This is a genomic window from Kushneria aurantia DSM 21353 (assembly GCF_000382245.1).
Lineage (GTDB): Bacteria > Pseudomonadota > Gammaproteobacteria > Pseudomonadales > Halomonadaceae > Kushneria > Kushneria aurantia.
Window position 1 is genome coordinate 19,712 of the sequence record NZ_KB907865.1, and the last position, 20,674, is coordinate 40,385.

Genomic DNA, 20,674 nt, shown 5'->3' on the forward strand with positions numbered 1-20,674 from the left:
ATCGAAGACAAGAGGCCCTTTTCAGGAACCCCCCTGCCATTCGATATGGCGTCTCACCAGCATATTGATAACGTAAAATGAGTATCAGGTCTGATGAAAATCACCTTCAGAACGCTTCTCCAGGTCCTGCTTGATGGTGGCCAGAAAAGTTTCATCCACCTTGAAGAAATAGGTGAGCAGTGCCACCAGAAAGTGCACTACGCCGGGAATTACGGTGACCAGCATCAGAATGCCGGTCACCGAAGCGTGAGTCTGATTTTCGAGACCGGGCGTATAATCGACAATGGAGAGGACAAAGCTGACGACCGCGCCACCCGTGGCCCATGCCAGCTTGATAAAGAAAAGATTGAAGGCAAACGTCATACCCGACGTTCTTTTTCCGGTTTTCCATTCACCATATTCATCGGTGAAAGCCATCATGGAAAAGGCCAGAGGCAGTGTAAAACTATAGAAAATGGCAGCCAGTGCATTAAGCAGCAACCAGACCTTCGTGTACTCGCCCGGGATGAATACCACCAGGCAGGAAGACACTCCCAGCACGAGGTTGGTTAAAATAAAGAACCGAACGGTCTCGATCTTCTTGACGATATATTTGACCATAAAACTACCAGCGATACCGATAGAGGCCACACCGAAGAAGAGCGAAGTAAAGGCCGAGGACTCCTCCAGGTAATACTGGATAAAATAAAGCGTCGCACCTCCCTTGATCATACCGATATTGATGCTGAGAAAAATGATAAAAAACATCAGCACAAGCTGATCGTTCTTCCATGTATTGGCGATCAGGGTTTTCAGCTTGTAATGGCTTTCACTACCGCTATAGCTGCTCTTGACGCGCTCCCTGACGGTGGCAAAGCAGGCCAGCAACATAACCGTACAGAGTACTGCCATCAGCGCGACGCCCCACTGATAGCCTCTGGCCTCATTGCCCTGTCCCAGCCACTCCACCAGCATCGGCAGCCCAACCGTGATACATAGTCCGGCAGTACCGGCCAACGCAAAACGATAGGACTGACAGGCCACCATCTCCTGGGAGTTTTTTGTCATGGCATTGATCATGGCGCAGTAGGGCACATTGGAGGCGGTATAGCACAGCGACAGCAGGAAATAGGTAGCGATCGCATAAGCCACCAGCGCCCTGCCCTCCAATCCAGGCGACAGGAAGGTCAGGAAAAGAACCACTCCCATCGGCAGTGCCATCCAGAGCTGCCATGGACGATATCTTCCCCAGCGTGAACTGGTTCTATCGGCCAGCATGCCCATGATGGGATCAGTAAAGGCGTCAACGATGCGAAGCGACAGGAATATGCCCCCGACAATAGCAGGCGCGATACCGAAAACATCGGTGTAAAAATAGGTCAAAAAACTGCCTATGAGTGCAGTAATAATCGTGCCACCGGCATCGCCCAGCCCGTAACCCACTTTCTCCCTTACCGAAAGGTTATCTCCGGACCCGGCGCACTCGCTTCCCTTTTCTAGTGACGAAATGTCAGCCTGCATATCACTACCTCGCATCAAACTACGCCCCCTGCTACTCATCACTGGCCTGGTCGATTTCACACGACAGTCGCAAGGAGAAGCAGATGTGCATTTAGTCAACCAGGAGTCGTGGACAAGCGGGGATTGGCTCGCTACTGATCGACATGGGAGACGCTATTACGAGGTTTAATTGCTCACTAATATCATTTTTTATATCAATTCATTTCAATAAGGCACTGCACTGCGCAAATAAAAACTGGCTCAATCCCTTACGATGCAAAGGAGGTTGTGGACACGAGACCAAAGTTTGCCTGGCATTCGTCGCTTGCGGCCAAAAGGGCAGGCCCGCGAATAGCGGCGCGCCGGGCCATTGCATGGGGATACCACTCGCTTTCGGACACTGAACGTCCCTGCTGTATCGATGATCGCGATAGCCGGGCCAGCCCTTCATCGACACCGACCTGCCGGTAGTGGTATAAGCCGATCATTGGCCAATTCTGGTATTCTGGCGGAAGAACGGATTTTTCATGAGCACCCTCCTCGACGAACTCGAGACGCGGCTGGCAAGCCGTCGCCACGGCGATGCCGACACCTCCTACGTGGCGGGTCTGCATCAGCGTGGCCTGAATAAAATTCTGGAGAAGGTCGGCGAAGAAGCGGTCGAGACCATTCTCGCCGCGCGCGACGCTGAAAACGGCGACGACAGCGCGCGCCAGGCACTGATCGGCGAGACCGCCGATCTGTGGTTTCACAGTATGGTAATGTTGTCTCACCTCGGGCTCGACCATCATACTGTGCTGGAAGAACTGGCTCGACGTCAGGGCATTTCGGGGCTGGAAGAAAAAGCCTCGCGGCCGACCGAGTAGCGCCCGGCGTCGCGCCCTGTCAAAACCCTGCAACAGCCCTGGTGCAGAGTAGCGTTTCACATAGCCTCTGCCCCGGCAGAACAGACTGGAGAAACACCATGTTGGGTGGTATCAGTATCTGGCAGCTGCTCATTGTACTGGGCATCATCATTCTGATTTTCGGCACCAAGAAGATTCGTAACCTGGGCGGTGACCTGGGCGGTGCCATCAAGGGCTTCAAGCAGGCCGTCAACGAGGAGGACGACGACAAGTCGTCGGCACAGTCGCAGCAGCGCGTCAGCCACGAAGAGAAGCGCGACAGCGACACCTTCGAGGGTCGCGCTGAAGAGAGCGGCAAAGAGAAAGAAGACGTGCGGAAATAACCGCTCATGTTCGATGTCAGTTTTCCCGAGCTGATCGTCATCGGCACCATTGCGCTGATTGTGCTGGGCCCCGAGCGTCTGCCCACTGCGGCCCGAACCACCGGGCTGTGGCTGGGCAAGATCAAGCGTACGGTATCCAGCGTGCAGAAGGAGATCACGTCGCAGTTGGAGACCGAAGACCTGCAGCGACGCATGAAGGATCAGCAGGATCGCTTCGATCGTGGCCTGAAAAAGGCGCGGGAAGATATCGAGGATCTCGGCGATGACGCCAGCGGGCGCCAGAAAAGCGTTTCTGAGCGCGCGCTCGGTGACAGTGCCGAGCGGCCGGCTGAGGAAGAGACCCAAGCCCGCGCCGCCTCGTCCGCTACCCACGCCTCCGATAGCGATGACAACGACCGGGCCGACAGGGAAACGCCGCATCAATGAGTCAGCAGCAGGATGAGCAGCCGCAGACACCGCTGATCGATCATCTCATCGAGCTGCGTTCGCGCCTGCTGCGCGCCGTACTGGTGGTGGTGATCGCTTTCGCGGCGCTCTACGGCTTCTCCAATCAGATCTACAGCTTTGTCGCCGAACCGCTGATGGCGCTGCTGCCACCCGGCTCGCAGATGATCGCCACCGAAGTCGCCTCGCCCTTCCTGGCGCCTTTCAAGCTGACCCTGATCGTGGCGGTATTCGCCGCCATACCCTTCGTGCTCTACCAGGCCTGGGCCTTTATCGCACCGGGGCTCTACGCCAACGAGAAGAAGTTCGCCCTGCCCCTGCTGGCTTCGAGCGTGCTGCTCTTCTACGGCGGTGCGGCCTTTGCCTACTACGTGGTATTTCCGCTGATCTTCGGCTTTTTCACTACTACCGGCCCCGAGAACGTGCAGATCATGACGGATATCAACGCCTATCTGTCATTTGTGCTCAAGCTGTTCTTCGCCTTCGGACTGGCCTTCGAGATCCCGGTGGCAACCTTTCTGCTGGTACTGACCGGCGTTACCACGGTGCAGGCGCTATCGGCCAAGCGCCCCTATGTGGTGATCGGCTGCTTTATCGTCGGCATGGTGCTGACCCCGCCCGATGTCATCTCCCAGGCGCTGCTGGCCGGGCCGATGTGGCTGCTTTTCGAGATCGGCATTCTCGCCGCGCGGCTGATTCGCCGCACCCGCGGCGGTCGCGACGAGCTGGAATAACCCTCACTGCCCGGGCAACCCTCGGGGTCGCAAGAGCGGCCCCGAGGCTTCAGGAACTTACCAGCGTGGCTGCACCATTAGCGCGTCCATTCTATCGACCAGCTTGAAAAGACCGGCAGCCACTTCCGAAGGTCGCCCTTCCATCAGCCAGCCGGGCGAGGTAATCACTCGGTGCTCGGCATCGACCACGATTTCAGAGACACCGGCGCTCTTGTGCAGACCCCCCATGGCACTCACTTTTCCGGACAGCTCGGCGCTCTGCCCCAGCGTCACCGGTATCGCCTGCTCGAAGATACGTAGCACCAGCAGCGCCGCCATGCCCGCCAGCGCAATCGGCTTGCGCGCCTGATGAAACTCACGCAGCAGCGCCACCAGATGCTCCAGCACCTGCATCGAGGCGCCGCTGGTGGCAAAGTCGCTGAGCTCGCTGATCGCGCCGTGGCCACCGGGTATGACAATGGCGGTAAAGGCTTCAGGGTCCAGGGTATCGAGAGAGTGCACTTCTTCGTGCAGCATGCGCCGCGACTCCACCAGGGTGCGACGCTCTTCTCCGGCAATCGGCTCGCCGCTGGCGTGATCGAGAACGTGATGCTGTGCGACATCGGGGGCAAAGCAGGTCCATGCGATATTGAGTTGATCAAGACGCAGAAGAACCAGCGCCAGCTCCTGGGGATCGGTACCATCCTGCCACCCGCATCCCGACACAATCACGGCTACCTGCTTTTTCATGATACTGCTCCCGATTGATGGCGGCCCGCCGCCGTTATCTCATGGCGCAAAACGCGACGGCCGACCAAAGGTGTTTCCCGGTCGTCAACGCGACCCCGGAACCAACTGTTATAATAGCGACCAACGATGTCATTTTGCGTTCAGGAGTCGTTCCGTGTCCTTTATACCAGCACGCCACTTTCCCGGCACCCGCATGCGCCGTATGCGCCGCGACGACTTCTCGCGACGCATGATGCGCGAAAGCACGCTGACGGCAGATGACCTGATTCTGCCCGTTTTTGTTCAGGAAGGCGAAAACCGTCGTGACGCCGTGCCCTCCATGCCGGGCGTCGAGCGTTTGTCACTCGATCTGCTGATCGAGCAGGCGCGCGAAGCGGTCGAGCTGGGCATCCCGGCGCTGGCGCTGTTTCCGGTCATCGACGCCGAAAACAAAAGTGAACTGGCCGAGGAGGCCTATAACGCCGGCGGCCTGATCCCGCGCAGCGTGCGCGCGCTGAAAACGCAGCTGCCCGAACTCGGCCTGATTACCGATGTGGCGCTGGATCCCTATACCAGTCACGGTCAGGACGGCATCCTCGATGACAATGGCTATGTGCTCAACGACCGTACCGTCGAGACGCTGATCAAACAGGCGCTGTGCCATGCCGAGGCGGGCGCCGACTATATCGCCCCCTCCGACATGATGGACGGCCGTATCGGGTCGATCCGCGACATGCTGGAAGCCGACGGCCTGATCGACACGCGCATCATGGCCTACTCTGCCAAGTACGCTTCACGCTATTACGGCCCCTTCCGCGACGCCGTGGGCTCGGCCGCCGGCCTGGGGCGAGCCGATAAGCAGACCTACCAGATGGACCCGGCCAACAGCGACGAAGCCCTGCACGAAGCGGCCATGGACATCAGCGAAGGCGCCGACGCCGTCATGGTCAAACCCGGCATGCCCTATCTCGACGTACTCTATCGCGTCAAACAGGAGCTGCAAGTCCCGACTTTCGTCTACCAGGTGAGCGGCGAATACGCCATGCACAAGGCAGCTTTTGCCAACGGCTGGCTGGACGAGCAGAGCGTCGTGCTGGAGTCACTGCGCTGCTTCAAGCGCGCCGGCGCCGATGGCATCCTGACCTATTTCGCCCTTGATGCGGCGCGGGCGCTGCGCGGCAGGTGTTGATACGACGCTGTCACCCGGGATTCACATGGATACGCGATTATATCGAGCGCCCCGTCGCTCCCCTTTTATTGTCTGCGGAGAATCCGAATGTCAGCTTCCACGCCTTATCAGAGTAACGGGGAAGACAAACAGCAGGATAGCGAGAACATCAGAGCCCCCCGCGTCAGCCCGCATCACAGCGCCGCGCGCGCACGCCTGGCAAGCCAGGAGGGCCACGAACTCTCGCTGGATGATCCGAGCCTCTACTTCAATCGGGAGTTCTCGACGCTGCGCTTTCACATTCGCGTGCTGGAACAGGCGCTGGACGAGAGCCATCCGCTGCTGCAGCGGCTGATGTTTCTGCTGATCTTCTCCTCCAATCTCGACGAATTTTTCGAGATCCGCGTCGCCGGGCTCAAGCGGCGCATCGCCTATGGCAACGAAACCCCCGGCATCGACGGCATGTCGATGTCCGATCTGTTTCAGCAGATCTCCGAAACTGCCCACTATCACGTCGAGCGCCAGTATCGGATTCTCAACGACACCCTGATTCCGGCGCTGGCCGAGCAGGGCATCCATTTCCTGCGCCGCAATGCCTGGACGGACGAGCAGCGCCAGTGGGTCAACGAATATTTCGATGAAGAGGTGATGCCGGTGATCAGCCCCATCGGGCTCGACCCCTCTCACCCCTTTCCGCGGCTGGTCAACAAGAGCCTCAATTTCATCGTCGAACTGGAGGGGCGCGACGCCTTCGGCCGCGAAGGCGGCATGGCAATCATTCCTGCGCCGCGCTCGCTGCCGCGCCTGATTCGCCTGCCCGAGCATCTCGAGGAGAGCGGCTGCCAGCAGTACATCTTCCTCTCCTCGATGATTCACGCCCACGCCGAGCAGCTCTTTCCCGGCATGAAGGTCAAGGGCTGCTACCAGTTCCGTCTGACCCGCAACGCCGATCTGTCGATGGATACCGAGGATGTTGCCGACCTCGCCACCGCGCTGCGCAGCGAGCTGCTGGCGCGGCGCTACGGCGACGGCGTGCGGCTGGAGGTGGCCAACAACTGTCCGGCGCACCTCAGCGACTTCCTGCTGACCCAGTTCCGCCTCACCCAGCAGGATCTCTATCTGGTCGACGGGCCGGTCAACCTCAGCCGGCTAATGGCGATGATCGGCGACAGCGGCCGTGCCGACCTGCGCTTCAGTGCCTTTACCCCCGGCACGCCCAAACCACTGCGCGGTGGCGACAGCATCTTCGATGTCATCAGCCGTCAGGACATCCTGCTGTTACACCCCTGGGAGTCGTTTACCGTCATCGAGAACTGGCTGGCCGAAGCCGCCCGCGACTCGGGCGTGCTGGCCATCAAGCAGACGCTCTACCGCACCGGCGCCGACTCCGGCGTGGTCAGCGCGCTGGTCGACGCCGCCCGCGCCGGCAAGGAGGTCACGGTGGTCATCGAGCTGCGGGCGCGCTTCGACGAGGCCGATAACCTCGCCCTCGCCTCCCGCCTGCAGGAGGCCGGCGCCAACGTCATCTACGGGGTGATGGCCTACAAGACCCACGCCAAGCTATTGCACATCGTGCGCCGCGAGTCGGGGCGGATTCGCCACTACGCCCACATGGGCACCGGCAACTACCACTCCAAAACCGCCAGGCTGTATACCGACTATAGCCTGCTGACCGCCCGCGAGACGCTCTGCGAGGACGTTCATCACGTCTTCCAGCAGCTCTCCGGCATGGGCGAGCCGCGCCATACCGAGCACCTGCTGCACGCCCCCTTCACGCTGCACAGCCGCCTGGTGGAGATGATCGACCGTGAAGCGGCCAACGCCCGCAAGGGCAAGAAGTCGGGCATCATTATCAAGTGCAACTCGCTGACCGAGACAAGGCTGATCCAGGCACTCTATCGCGCCTCGCGCGCGGGGGTGCGCTGCCGGCTGATCATTCGCGGTACCTGCTGCCTGCGCCCCGGTGTGCCCGGAGTATCGGAGAACATCACGGTGCGCTCGATTGTGGGTCGCTTCCTCGAGCACACGCGCGTTTTTCACTTCCACAACGCCGGCAAACAGGAGACCTGGTGCTCCAGCGCCGACTTCATGGAGCGCAACATGTTTCACCGGGTCGAAACCTGCTTTCCGCTGCTGGACAGGAAGATTGCCCAGCGGGTACGCAAGGATCTGGACACCTACCTGCTGGACAACTGCCAGAGCTGGGAGCTGGGCGAGGACGGCCAGTACATCAAAAACGATCCGGCCGAGGGCGAAGACGCCATCAGCGCCCAGGAAACCCTGCTCTACGCCTACGCCGCGCGCGCCTGAGCATCGGCTCGGCGCCGGCCAGCCCCGAAAGGCATCGGGCTGCGCAGTGCGCGGCCCGTCTTTACGCTTATCCGCCACAGGATAATGCGATCCGCCACATTCAAAAAATCACCGGGAGCGATTTTTGACGCCAAAGGCGGCCCGAAGGGTGCACGCCAGGGATGGCAGGGCACAAAAAAGCGCAGAACGCAAGCCCACCATTCTGTAATTGATCCACACCTTTCCCGCTCAGTAGATTTGATTAAAACCCGCAAATGACCCGGCGTCCTCCCACCCTTGTCCCTGCTGCAAAGCAGCTCAACAGGCAGTCAGCGGCAGTCATGCCTGACGCTGAAGGCGGCCAGTGGCAGCCGAGTACTCAAAAAGAATCTTTAACAATGCAAGGGGATCAATCATGCTCGGCAAATTCAGACCACTGCTGCTCGCATCGGCAATATTACTGTCGGCGAGCGCCGCACAGGGCAATGCAGCAGGCAGCGAAGACGGCCCACAGAGTGGCGTTCAACTGCCCGATACCATTCTCTACGGCGTGGCCTATTACGATGAATACACGCCGACCGACCGCGTGGAAAAGGATGCCCGAATGATGAAGGAGGCGGGCATCAATGTCGTACGCATCGCCGAATCGACCTGGGGCACGCTGGAGCGCCAGCCGGGCGAATTCGACTTCAGCAGTATCGATCGCACGCTTGCCGCGATGCATGCACAGGGGATCAAGGTGATCGTCGGTACGCCCACCTATGCCGTGCCCACCTGGCTGGCGCGGATACATCCCGACGTGCTGCAGACCCCGGGCGCCTTCGGCCCGCGCCAGAATATGGATATTACCGATCCTGATTATCTTGCCGCCGCCGAGCGGGTGATCGTCCACCTGATCGATCACGTCAAGGATCATCCGGCGGTAATCGGCTATCAGATCGACAACGAAACCAAGGCCTATGGCCTTGACGGCGAGCGGGTACAGAAGGGTTTTGTCGAGGCAATGAAGCGCAAGTGGCCCAGTCTCGAGGCGTTGAACGAGGCCTGGGGGCTCGATTACTGGAGCAACCGCATCAATCGCTGGGAGGATTTTCCCAGTACCAATGCCTCACTCAACGCCAGCATGAACAATGCGATGAGCGCCTATCGCCGCGGCATCGTGACCGATTTCCTGAAATGGCAGGCCAGCCTGGTGCGCGAACATGCCCGGCCGGACCAGTTCGTGACCCACAATATTGATTACAACTTCTACCCCAAGGGGTACTCCTATGGTTTGCAGGAAGAGGCCAACCATTGGGACGAGGCGGCCTTCCTCGATGTCACCGGAGTAGATATCTATCACCCCAGCCAGGACGATCTGACCGGCGGGATTATCGCCTTTTTCGGTGATCTCGCCCGCTCCGCCCGCGATGGTGAGAACTACTACGTCATGGAGACCGAGGCCCAGGGCTTTCCCCAGTGGACACCCTATCCCGGCCAGCTACGGCTGCAGGCCTACAGCCACCTTGCCTCGGGAGCCAATATGGTCGCCTACTGGCACTGGGCGACTACCGCAAATGCCATTGAAACCTACTGGCGCGGTCTGCTGACCCAGAGCTACCAACCCAATCGGATCTATGAGGAAGCCAGCACCATCGGCGCCGATCTGCAGCGGCTGGGTCCTCGGCTGGTCAATCTGCAAAAGGACAACAGGGTCGCGATCTATGTCAGCACCCAGGCACTGACCGCGTTCAACGCCTTCCCGATCGACGGACCGGAACGCAAGATCAATTACAGCGATGTGGTCCATGGCTTCTACGACGCGCTCTATCGGCAGAATATAGAGAGCGATTTTATCGCACCCGAATCGAACGTATCGCTGGAACAGTACGACCTGATCATCGTGCCCGCGCTCTATTCGGCCAGTGACGCGCAACTGCAGGCGCTCAACGATTATGCCAGGGGCGGTGGACATCTGCTCTACACCTTCAAGAGCGGCTTTACCGACGAAAACACCAAAGTCCGCTACAGCAGGCAGCCGGGAGGCATCGCCGAAGCGGCGGGCGTGACCTACGAACTCTTTACCCTGCCGCGCAATGTATCCCTGGCGGATGACCCCTTCCGCGTCGGCGAAGCGAACAACCGGGTACGCTGGTGGATGGAGATGCTGACGGCCACCGACGCGGAAGTGATCGCACGCTACCAGCATCCCGAATGGCCCGACCACGCCGCCGTGACTCGCCATCAGTGGGGCGAGGGCGAAGTCGAGTATGTCGGCTTCATGCCCACCCGGGAGATGACGAATAAAATTGTAGCCTCGGCACTCGAGCGTGCCGGCATCGCGCTGCCCGAGGTGCAGTGGCCGATTATCATACGCGGCGGCAGCACTCCGGATGGCCGCCAGCTCCACTACGTTTTCAACTACTCCGACCAGACGCGCCGGGCGCCGAGTCCGGCGGGAGGCACGGAACTGCTCTCCGGCGACAGTGTCGCCAGCCAGGAAAGCCTCGAGTTGGCCCCCTGGGGCGTGGCGATCATCGAAACCGCGGCGGACGAGGCGTCGTGAACCCGAGGATAGTCTCGGGTATGGCGAGGGTCGAAGCCTCCCCCTCGGCACCTCGGTAGACGCCACCCGCCACAAAAACGGGCCGCGCAGTGCGCGGCCCGAGTCGTTGTCACTCTCGTCGATTTTCAGACACCGACCGCACCGCCGTCCAGCTTCTGAATCACCACCGTGGAAGCGCGCGGGCGTACCGTGCCGCTGGTGGCCTCGGTTGCCGACTGCACGTTCTGGTTGGGGTCGGCCGGCCAGTTGCCCGGATGCTGAATATTGATAAACAGCGAGGTCCTGTCCGGGGTGGCAAAGATACCGGTCACCTCGCAGCCGTTGGGTCCCACCGCGAAACGCCGCAGTTGCGCCTGGTCATCGGGGTTGACCACCGCCTGATCGCCGGGCCCGATGCTCACCGTCGAGGGCACCACTGCCAGCACCTGATCGTTGGTGTAGTCGAGAACGCCGTCATAGCCGTTATCGGTCTCGATCCACAGGATGCCCCGGCCGTCGCCGCGATCGTCGTACCACAGGCCGTCGGGACTGGCGAACTGGTTGAGTTCGGTGAGACCGGAGAAGTTATCGGTATCGCCCGCCGCCGCGCCGAACACGAAAATATTCCACTCGAAGGTGGTTGCCCCGGCACTCGGCTCGCGCCAGCGAATCACCTGACCGGCCTCGTTATCGGGGCGCGGGTTGGCGGCGTTGACCGGCGCGGTGTCATAACCGGCGCCCAGTGCCTCTATGCTGCTGGCGTCGTCGGTATAGGTGGCGGCCATGCCCTCGGCGGTGCGGTCGCTGTTGTTGGTCAGCGTCATGTAAACGTCGCCGGAAGCCGGATCGACAGTGCCCCACTCCGGGCGATCCATCGGCGTGGCGCCCAGCATATCGGCGGCGTCGCAGGTGTTGATCAGCACGCCGGCCATATCGTCGGCACCGATGCCCAGCGCGTCCGACAGGCGGCGGCCATCCTGCGTCGTGGCATCGGGGGTCAGCGCCAGCCACTCGCCGCTGCCATCAGCGTCGAAGCGTGCGACATAGAGCGTCCCCTCATCCATGTACTTCGAACCGATGGCAAGGCGGTCATAGTCCTCACCCGGGCGGTTGGCATCAGCCGGATCCCAGTTGGCGGCAGAGACGAACTTGTAGATGTACTCATTGCGCGCGTCGTGGCCGGTATAGAACACCACCGGCTCGCCTTCGGTCAGCTTGCCCGGCCAGCACCCCTCGTGACGGAAGCGACCCAACAGAGTGCGCTTCAAGGCGGCGGTTTCGGTGCTTACGCTGGTGGTATTGCCGTAGGGGTCGATCTCGACCACATAGCCGAAGGTGCGCGGCTCGTTGCGATAGTCACCGCGGGCACTGGCCGCAGCGGGTGTGGCATCAAAGCGGGCAAACTCACCGTTGCTGCCCTGCGATGCCGCGGTCTCCCAGCCCCAGATGGAGCGCTCGCGCAGAATGCCCAGCCGGTCGTCGTCGGCATAGCGGTCGCTGTTCTTGATGAAGATGCCCGGCCAGTTCTCCTCGCAGGTGAGGTAGGTGCCCCAGGGGGTAAAGCCGTTGGCGCAGTTGTTGTTGGTACCACGGGTGCGAGTGCCGTCGTTCGAATAGGCGGTGACGACATAGTCACTGCCGCGCACCGGCCCGGACAGCTCGATGGGGGTGCCGGTGGTAATACGTCGGTTGTAGCGCGAACCGGTATCCGACGACCAGATGTTGTCACTGTTCTTGCTCAGCCTGACAATGGTGATGCCATAGGCGTTGATCTCGGTGCGCACCTCGTCCACCGGACGATCGCCACCCTGCTGGTTGGTCGGCCCGCCCTGCGGCGCCCACAGCGCGCTCTGATCGATGTACTCGTTGTTGAGCGCCATGATGAATTCACGCGAGGCACTCTCCTCGCTGAGCGGAAAGTGATACATGCCGTCGTGGTTCATGCCCACGCTTGCGGCCTGATACTCCGGCGTCATGCGACGATCGGTCGACCACTGTCCCACGCTGTTATTGAGCGGTGTCCCCCAGGGGATCAGTACCTGGGCGGTATAGCCTTCGGGTACCACAATGGCATCGGTTTTCGAGCCGCGGATCGATTCGAACCCGAGCGCCAGCGGCTCTACATCAGGTGTGTCGCCGCCGCCATCGTTGTCATCGTCATCGCTGCAGCCGACCAGACCGAAACCGCTCATCATGGTCATGGCGGCCATGCCCATACCACCGTGCATCACGCCCCTTCTGGAAATGTGACGCTCGAGCACCGACGAAAAGGGCTCGTTACCGCTGCGGTTCAGAATGCGATGGTCCTCGATTTCCTTGCTCATCAAGCTCTCCTCGAGTTGAGTTATTGTCACGCGACACGGCGCAATCTAGTGGAAGTCCGTGACAGCCTTTTTACAGAAAAAATTTGGCAGCAGCGTCAAATCATTCATTAAAAATAAAATCCTGAATTAAATGAAAAGGCCTCATGACCCGTAGTACAAAATAAAATCCCAATGCGTTGATTCTAAAAAAACAAAAGAACACAAAGCCGTGATTCTTCATGACATCACGCCCCGCCCATAGGTGACGCATAATGCTGCCCTGGAATGACAATAATGTTAAATCCGCACCGACCGCTGCACGCAGCTCATCTGTCACAAAAACGACATGATTTCTTCATTAACATGCCTGTCCCTGACAGAAGGTAATGCTTTACCACGACGCTCTTGAAGGAGGCGTCGGTGGCCATTCCCGGGAGCAACATGACCAATTTTGCCATCCACAGAGAGCGTTCGGCAGCGCCGGATGCCACTCGCTCGTGTTGTTTCAACATCGGGCGTCGGCGCTTTGTGGGCGCCCTGGGGGCGGGAATAGCGGGGGCAGCCCTGGCGGGCTGCGCAGCGACCGGCACGGGGGGGCGCCGCCGTTCATTGGCGCCGGGCCGGCGCGTCGAACTACTCTACCTGGCCGATACGCTGGAGTGTCTAAAGCCCTCTCGCCCGGTCGCGCCGGCAACCTTTCTGGGCCCCGCCTCGCTGCTGGGTGCCGAGCCCTGGGCGACCGCCGGAGACGTCGCCACCCTCGCCGGCGCAGCCGGCCGCGACTGGCAACGGCTATGTATTCCCGAACTCGCCGTAGCACAGCAGAGCGGCGGCTACGGCGGCCTGGCGGCGCGCCTTGAGCAGCTGCGCGAAAGCCTCGGCGCGGCGCGCACCCTGACGCTGGAGAACGGCCAGTGCTGGAGCGGCAGCGGCCTGGGCCACCTGTCCAACGGCCGAGCCGGGCTCGACGCCAGCCGGCTGCTGGGCAGCGACGCGCGGGTCAGCAGCGACGAACGGGTGCTGTGGCCACAGCAGGTCGAGAGCCTCTATCGCCGCTTCGAGCGCCCGGTGCTGGGCGCCCTGCCCGCCGGGCGCAGCGCGGCGGTGACGCCGGCGACCCGCTTCGAGCGCGACGGCGTGCGCGTCGCCGTGGTGGGCGCCACCGACCCTCATGCCTTTGACGAGTCGCGCCAGCTGGACGCCTGGTATCAGGCGCTGCACTCAAGCGTCGAGGACGCCGCCAAGGGCGCCGACCTGGTGGTGTTGATGGCCGACACCGGCAGCGGCGTGGCACGCTGGCTGGCCGGCCGGCTGCCGGCGGTCGATCTGGTGCTGGCGGCACGCGGCCAGGATTTCTGGCCCGATCTGATTCAGGTCGACCACCGCAGCGGTGGCCAGGTGCCCCTCTGTCTGCCCGGCAGCCACGCCAGCGGTTTCTATCAGCTCAGCTGTGTCAGCGATAGCGACGGCTGGCGCGTCGAGGCACGCTTTCACCTCAACGACGGCGCTCTATCCCCCGAGCGCAGCGCACCGCTGCAGGCGCGTTTCGATCAGCTGCGCGCGCCCTACGCCGGCTGGCTCGACCGCCGGCTGGCGACCGCTCCCGACTGGCTGTGGCGTCGCGACAGCGCCGGCGGCAGCTGGGATGCACTGATCGCTGCCGCCCTCGCTGAAGGAGAAGGCGATCACGCGCTGCTGCCGGGGCTGCGCTACGACAGCCCGCTCGCCCCGGGGGAAGCCATTACCCGCGACCACCTGCTGCGTCTGACCGGCGGCTATCCGGCGCGGGTGACAGGGCTCGAGTTGAGCCGCGACGATCTGCACCAGTTGGTCGAACGCAGCGTCGACAACAGCCTCGGCACGCCGCTGGTGATCAACAATAGCCAGGACCTGCCGCGCCTGAGCGGCGCCGACTGGCAGCTCGACTACGGCGCCGGGCCGGGCGAGCGCAGCCGTATCGACGCACCCGCCGGCACTCATCGCTGGCAGACCTTCAGCGCCCGCCCCGAGGCGCCGCCGGGCGAGCCGCTGTGGCAGCGCATGGAGCGCTTTCTGCTCGACCGGCCGTCACTGACCCTGCCGCCGCGACCGGATGTCGAGGCACGCTACGTCGACGGCCATCCCGGCTGGCACCCCGAAGCCAGGCTGACATGAAAACAGCGGCGCTCACCAACGCTTTCACGCACCCCGCCGCGTGGCGCTGGCTCGGCTGGTGCCTGCTGGCGTGGCTGGCCGCTCATGCGCTGTCCGGCGTCGCACAGCTGGTCGTGCAGAGTGACAGCCCGGCGGCCACAAACACCGAGGTGCGCCTCGAACCGGCCTGGTTGCCGGTGGTGTCGTCGCAATGGGGCAGTGAAGTGGCCGGCGACGAGACGATACCGCTGACCGATCTCCCCTGGCAGGTGGTCGGCCGGGCGCTGAGTGCCGGCGGCGCGGCCTCGCTGGTGGTGCTGTCGACGCCAGACGGCCAGCGCGCCCTGATGGTGGGCGATGAGATCGAGGCCGGAATCAGCGTCGCCGCTATCGATGCCCAGGGCATCGTGCTCTCCCGTCACGGTCGCGCCGAGCGCCTGCCGTGGCCCGAGCCGCAAGCGCAGGACGGCGCCATTACGCCTGCTGACAACGACATGCCACCTCGATCCTCTTCCCGGGAGCCATGATCATGAGATGTCGCCCGCTGCTCATTCTCCTGCTGCTGTTGCTGGCCCTGCCGGCGGCCGCGGCCAGCCAGTCCGACGGCGCCAGTGCACGCTACGACGTCAACTTTCAGGACACCAGCCTGCGCGAGTTCATCGACAGCGTGGGGCGCATCACCGGCCGCGACTTCATCGTCGATCCACGGGTGCAGGGCAACATCTCGCTGACCAGCCAGCGCCGGCTGAGCGCCGAGGAGCTTTATCGCGTCTTCCAGAACGAGCTACAGGTCAACGGCTACGCCACCGTACCGCTGGATAACGGCCAGGTACGTATCGTGCCGGCCCAGACCTCGCGCAGCCAGCCGATTCCGTTTGGCGACGAGGGCGGTGGCAACACCGTCGCCACCGCCGTAATCGAGACGCGCAACCTCGACGCCGCCACGCTTGCCAACGTGCTGCAGCCGCTGGTCGACAGCCAGGTGGGGACCGTCACGCCCTGGCCGGAGAGCAATCTGGTGGTGGTCACCGACTGGCGCGACAACCTGCAGCGCCTCGAACGGCTGGCCACCCGGCTGGACCGCCAGCGCAACCTGCAGGCCGAGGTAATACCGCTGGAACATGCCAGCGCCGACGAACTGGCGGAGACGCTGGATACGCTGATGGAGAACGAGGGCGGCGGCCAGGTGCGGGTCGTCGCCAACCAGCGTGCCAATGCACTGGTCGTCTACGGCAGTGGCGAGGGGCTGGCGCGGGTGCGCCAGCTGGCCGCTTCGCTGGACGAGCCGCAGTCGTCGAACCAGCGCAATACCCGGGTCATCTACCTCAACAACATCAGTGCCGAATCAGTGGTCGAGGTGCTGGGCGGGCTGAGCGGCGACAGCAATCAGGCCGCCTCGGGCATGGCGCAGCAGGCGCGTCGCTTCGCCCAGCGCGCCGTCGGCAGTGAAAGCAGTGCCTTCGGTATGGCCAGCGACGGTCTCGGCAGCGGCGGCGCAGGGAGCAGCCGCGACGGCCGCACCCTGCCCGACCTGCCCGATGCCGAGAGTCGCAATCCGCCGCTGTCCGGCACGCTCTCCAGCGGCAGCGGCGAAGTCGGCTTCGCCGTACACCCCTCGACCAATGCGCTGGTGCTGATCGGCCCGCCGGCGCGCCTTGACGAATACGAAGCGATCATCGGCCAGCTCGATATCCGCCGCGCCCAGGTCGCGGTGGAGGCGATCATCGCCGAGATCACCGAATCCCGCGCCCGCCGTCTCGGCGTGCAGTGGCTGTTCGGTGACTTCAGCAGCGACGGCGCCACTCCGGTGGGCGGCTTCAACTATCCGGCCGACGGCCAGCCCGGCATCAATTCGGTGGCCGGCGCCATCGCTTCGGGTGACAACAGTCAGCTGGGCCGCCTGCTGGGCAGCGTCACCGGCGTCACCGCCGGCGTGGGTCGCGTCAGCGACAGCGGCTTCAGCTTCGCCGCCCTGCTCAGCGCGCTGCAGAGCGACAGCGAGACCAATCTGCTCTCCACCCCCTCGCTGACCACCCTGGACAACAGCGAGGCCTATATTCTGGTGGGTCAGGAAGTGCCCTTCGTCACCGGCTCGACCACCTTCAACGACAGCCCCTATCAGATCATCCAGCGCGAGGATATCGGCGTCAGCCTGCGCATCCGCCCCTCGATCAGCTCCGACAACACCATCCGCATGGATATCGTCCAGGAGGTGTCGTCGCTGGCGCCCAACGTCCAGGCCTCGGATGTGGTCACCAACAAACGCGAGATCGAAACCTCGGTGATCACCAACGACGGCGGCATCGTGGTGCTGGGCGGGCTGATCAGCAACTCGGGCAATTCGAACTCGGCGCAGGTGCCGCTGCTGGGCGACATTCCGCTGCTCGGCAACCTCTTTCAGTACACTCGAGCCGAGCGTGACAAGCAGAACCTGATGGTCTTCATTCGCGCCCGGGTGATCCGCAGCCCGGCGCAGATGGATCGCGCCACCGGCGACAAGTACCGCTATATGCGCGCCCAACAGTTGCTGGCGGGCTTCGAGGACGAACAGACACTGGCGCCCTGGCAGGAGGCCCGCGACGCGCCGGATACCGACGCGGGTCAGCCGGCTCCCCACGCAGATCAGCAGCGCGCCGGCTGGCAGCGGCTCTACCCCTCGATGCGCAGCCGACTGGGAAGCCTCGCGCCGTGATGCCCGAAAGTACCCTTGCCGCCACCGACCACCCCGCCGGTCCGCTGCCCTACCGGCTGGCCAAACGCGCCGGCGTGGCGATCGTGCCGGAGAGCGAGCACTACCGGCTGCTGTGCCGCGATGACGGCTCGGCGCTGCAGTGCGAGGTGCTGCAGGACATTCAGCGCCGCCGCGGCCGCGCCACGGGCTGCGAATGGCTCGACGCCAACGCCTTCGAAGCCCGGCTGGGGGCGCTTTACGACGCCGACCGAACCAACAACGAAGCGCTGCTCGAAGGGCTGGCCGAGCACGTCGACCTCGACAGCCTGATGCAGGAGCTGCCGCGCGCCGAGGACCTGCTGGAGAGCGAAAACGAGGCGCCAGTGATCCGCCTGATCAACGGTGTCTTCTCCGAGGCGCTGCGGCTGTCGGCCTCCGACGTTCACGTCGAGCCCTTCGAGCGTGAGCTGCTGATACGCCTGCGCGTCGACGGCGCCCTGCGCGAGGCGCTACGCCCACCCAGGGTGCTGGCGCCGGTGCTGATCTCGCGCATCAAGGTGATGGCGCGACTGGATATCGCCGAGAAGCGCCAGCCCCAGGACGGCCGCATCACGGTGCGCGCCGCCGGCCGCGAGGTCGATATCCGCGTCTCCACCCTGCCCGGCATCCACGGTGAGCGGGTGGTGATGCGCCTGCTCGACAAGCAGGCATCGCTGCTCGACCTCGACCGGCTGGGCATGCCATCGGCACTGCTGGCGCGCTACCGCCGGGTGCTGCGCCAGCCCAACGGCATTCTGCTCAACACCGGCCCCACCGGTTCGGGCAAGACCACTACCCTCTACGCCAGCCTCAACGCGCTCAATGACCGCAGCCGCAACATCCTCACCGTCGAGGACCCGGTGGAGTACGCCATCCCCGGCATCGGCCAGACCCCGGTCAACCCCCACGCCGGGCTGACCTTCGCCCACGGCCTGCGCGCCATTCTGCGCCAGGACCCGGACATCATCATGATCGGCGAAATCCGCGACCTGGAGACCGCCTCCACCGCCGTGCAGTCGAGCCTCACCGGCCACCTGGTGCTCTCCACCCTGCACACCAACAGCGCCCTGGGGGCAGTGGCGCGGCTGCGTGACATGGGGGTCGAACCCTTTCTGCTGGCGACCAGTCTCAAGGGCGTGATGGCACAGCGGCTGGTGCGCCGCCTGTGCCCCCACTGCCGCCGCTGGCGCGCGCGCGAGGCCAGCGACGTGCAGTGGCTGGCCGGCATCGAACGCCTCGAACGCCTCGCCGAGGCGGTGGGCTGCCCGCACTGCGACCACAGCGGCTATCGCGGCCGGCTGGGGCTTTACGAATTCATTCCCATCGACGAGCGCCTGGCGGGGCTGATCCATGACGGCGCCGCCGAGGCCGAACTGGCGCAGCACGCCTTCACCGATGCCGGCGCGCAGTCGCTGACCCACGCCGCGCTGGCGCGGCTGGAGGCGGGCGACACCAGCCTCGACGAGGTACTACGCGCCATCCATCAGTGATGCCGGATGGTATTCGCAACGAGAGCGTTCATCTCACCGGGAGCAGGTTGAAGCAAGGGTCTTTCGACAGGAAGTCGAAAGTAGCGCCCAGGGAGGGGGCACAGCGCCCTTGCGTTACCTGCCCGCGGTGAAATGAAGCGCCTGAGGCGCTTTCAGGGTGACGCAAAACTGCAATCGAGCGCGGTCAGACTATCGCGCCCGAGTGCCGCTATCGCAGGAGGAGGCATGCCGACCTACCGCTATCTGGCCCTCGGCCCCGACGGCCGCCGCCAGCGCGACGTGCTGCAGGCCGACAGCGAGCGCCAGGCGCGTCAGCTGCTGCGCGAGCGCGGCCTGTTCCCGCGCCGGCTGGAAGCGGTACGCAGCGCCGAAGCACCGCGCCGGACACAGCGTGGACGCCTCGACTCGGCCAGCCTGACGCTGTTGACCCGCCAGCTGGCGACCCTGATCGACGCCGGCATCCCGATCAGCGACGCCCTCGACGCCCTCACCCGCCAGGCCGAGCGCCAGCGCGAGCGGGCGCTTCTACTGGCCGTCGGCAACCGGGTGCGCGAGGGTTATTCGCTGGCCGACAGCCTGCGACCGCACGCCAGCTTCGACCTGCTCTACCGCTCGCTGGTCGCCGCCGGCGAGCGTGCCGGACGGCTGGCCACGGTGCTGACACGGCTGGCCGACTACCTCGAACGGGTCCAGGCGCAGCGCCAGAAGGCGCGTACCGCACTGGTTTATCCGCTGGTGCTGGCGGGCGTCTCGGTGGCAGTGGTGATCGGCCTGATGACCTGGGTGGTGCCGCGGCTGGCGCAGCAGTTCGAGCGCTCCGACATGGCGCTACCGCTGATCACCCGGATGATGATCGCCCTTTCCGAACTGACGCTGACCCTCGGCCCCTGGCTGGCCGTGCTGCTGGCGCTCGCCGTGCCGCTGGCAGTGCGGCTGTCACGCCGCCCGGCAGCGCGGGCGCGTCTCGACGCCCTGCTACTGCGAATACCGCGCATCGGCGAGCTGATCCGGCTGCTCGACACCGGCCGCCTGACACGTAGCCTGGCGATTCTGACCCGCAGCGGCATCGCCCTGCTGGAGGCGCTCAAGGTCAGCCGCGACACCCTCGGCAACCAACAGATGCGCAATGCCGTCGACCTGCTGTGCCAGCGCGTCGAGAGCGGCATCAGTCTGCACCGCGCCATGGAGGAGACACGTCGCTTCTCGCCGTCGCTTTTGCACATGATCGCCAGCGGCGAATCGAGCGGCACCCTCGACACCATGCTGGAGCGCATCGCCGACGCCCAGGAGAGCACCTTCAATCGCCGCGTCGACATGGCACTGGCGCTGTTCGAACCGCTGATGATCCTGGTGATGGGTGGCGTGGTGCTGACCATCGTGCTTGCCATCCTGCTGCCGATCATGCAGCTCAACGGCGCCATGGCGCTGTAATCCCGGGCGCCCTCGACCGCCCCCGGACCGACA

General features: G+C 63.4%; 15 protein-coding genes. 12 read left to right on the plus strand and 3 right to left on the minus strand.

The genetic code is table 11. The annotated features are described in order from the left end of the window. Nucleotides 1-84 precede the first annotated feature (84 nt). Nucleotides 85-1,500, minus strand: coding sequence for an MFS transporter (locus H146_RS0104150; RefSeq protein WP_033195443.1), 1,416 nt, complete (start codon nucleotides 1,498-1,500; stop codon nucleotides 85-87). Nucleotides 1,501-2,006: 506 nt separating this feature from the next. On the opposite strand from H146_RS0104150, the gene H146_RS0104155 reads away from it, so the two are divergent. From H146_RS0104155 to tatC, 4 genes are all read left to right on the plus strand, one after another. Then, nucleotides 2,007-2,345, plus strand: coding sequence for a phosphoribosyl-ATP diphosphatase (locus H146_RS0104155; protein WP_019950599.1), 339 nt, complete (start codon nucleotides 2,007-2,009; stop codon nucleotides 2,343-2,345). Nucleotides 2,346-2,443: 98 nt separating this feature from the next. Next, nucleotides 2,444-2,707: a Sec-independent protein translocase subunit TatA gene (gene tatA / locus H146_RS0104160; RefSeq protein ID WP_019950600.1), complete on the plus strand. Its 264-nt coding sequence runs from the start codon at nucleotides 2,444-2,446 to the stop codon at nucleotides 2,705-2,707. 6 nt (nucleotides 2,708-2,713) lie between these two features. Beyond that, a complete protein-coding gene (tatB, locus tag H146_RS0104165; RefSeq protein WP_019950601.1) occupies nucleotides 2,714-3,133 on the plus strand; it encodes a Sec-independent protein translocase protein TatB in 420 nt (139 codons plus the stop codon). Further along, entirely contained in the window at nucleotides 3,130-3,885 is a 756-nt protein-coding gene (tatC, locus tag H146_RS0104170) for a twin-arginine translocase subunit TatC (protein WP_019950602.1), read from the plus strand. Before tatB ends, tatC begins: the two co-directional genes overlap by 4 nt. A 57-nt stretch (nucleotides 3,886-3,942) precedes the next feature. On the opposite strand, the gene elbB is transcribed toward tatC, so the two are convergent. After that, nucleotides 3,943-4,614 (minus strand): isoprenoid biosynthesis glyoxalase ElbB, encoded by a 672-nt coding sequence (gene elbB, locus H146_RS0104175; protein WP_019950603.1) that lies wholly within the window; start codon nucleotides 4,612-4,614, stop codon nucleotides 3,943-3,945. A 154-nt stretch (nucleotides 4,615-4,768) separates the two neighbouring features. On the opposite strand from elbB, the gene hemB reads away from it, so the two are divergent. The 3 genes from hemB to H146_RS0104190 all read left to right on the plus strand — a co-directional run bounded on the left by hemB (nucleotide 4,769) and on the right by H146_RS0104190 (nucleotide 10,595). Continuing rightward, complete coding sequence (hemB, locus tag H146_RS0104180; protein ID WP_019950604.1) at nucleotides 4,769-5,782, plus strand: porphobilinogen synthase; 1,014 nt, start codon at nucleotides 4,769-4,771, stop codon at nucleotides 5,780-5,782. Between the two features lie 87 nt (nucleotides 5,783-5,869). After that, nucleotides 5,870-8,071, plus strand: coding sequence for a polyphosphate kinase 1 (ppk1, locus tag H146_RS0104185; RefSeq protein WP_019950605.1), 2,202 nt, complete (start codon nucleotides 5,870-5,872; stop codon nucleotides 8,069-8,071). A gap of 394 nt (nucleotides 8,072-8,465) precedes the next feature. Next, complete coding sequence (locus H146_RS0104190) at nucleotides 8,466-10,595, plus strand: beta-galactosidase (RefSeq protein ID WP_019950606.1); 2,130 nt, start codon at nucleotides 8,466-8,468, stop codon at nucleotides 10,593-10,595. A gap of 125 nt (nucleotides 10,596-10,720) precedes the next feature. On the opposite strand, the gene H146_RS0104195 is transcribed toward H146_RS0104190, so the two are convergent. Beyond that, complete coding sequence (locus H146_RS0104195; protein ID WP_019950607.1) at nucleotides 10,721-12,898, minus strand: PhoX family protein; 2,178 nt, start codon at nucleotides 12,896-12,898, stop codon at nucleotides 10,721-10,723. A 420-nt stretch (nucleotides 12,899-13,318) separates the two neighbouring features. Here H146_RS0104195 and H146_RS0104200 point away from each other — a divergent pair, with 420 nt between their 5' ends. From H146_RS0104200 to gspF, 5 genes are all read left to right on the plus strand, one after another. After that, entirely contained in the window at nucleotides 13,319-15,031 is a 1,713-nt protein-coding gene (locus tag H146_RS0104200; RefSeq protein WP_156826690.1) for a bifunctional UDP-sugar hydrolase/5'-nucleotidase, read from the plus strand. After that, nucleotides 15,028-15,537 (plus strand): hypothetical protein, encoded by a 510-nt coding sequence (locus tag H146_RS20165; RefSeq protein WP_019950609.1) that lies wholly within the window; start codon nucleotides 15,028-15,030, stop codon nucleotides 15,535-15,537. Before H146_RS0104200 ends, H146_RS20165 begins: the two co-directional genes overlap by 4 nt. Nucleotides 15,538-15,539: 2 nt before the next feature. Beyond that, complete coding sequence (gene gspD, locus H146_RS0104210; protein ID WP_245558687.1) at nucleotides 15,540-17,702, plus strand: type II secretion system secretin GspD; 2,163 nt, start codon at nucleotides 15,540-15,542, stop codon at nucleotides 17,700-17,702. Next, entirely contained in the window at nucleotides 17,702-19,210 is a 1,509-nt protein-coding gene (locus H146_RS0104215) for a GspE/PulE family protein (protein WP_019950611.1), read from the plus strand. Before gspD ends, H146_RS0104215 begins: the two co-directional genes overlap by 1 nt. 225 nt (nucleotides 19,211-19,435) lie before the next feature. Next, the gene (gene gspF, locus H146_RS0104220; RefSeq protein ID WP_019950612.1) at nucleotides 19,436-20,641 is read left to right on the plus strand and encodes a type II secretion system inner membrane protein GspF; all 1,206 of its coding nucleotides are present in this window, start codon (nucleotides 19,436-19,438) and stop codon (nucleotides 20,639-20,641) included. The last annotated feature ends 33 nt before the right edge of the window (nucleotides 20,642-20,674 follow it).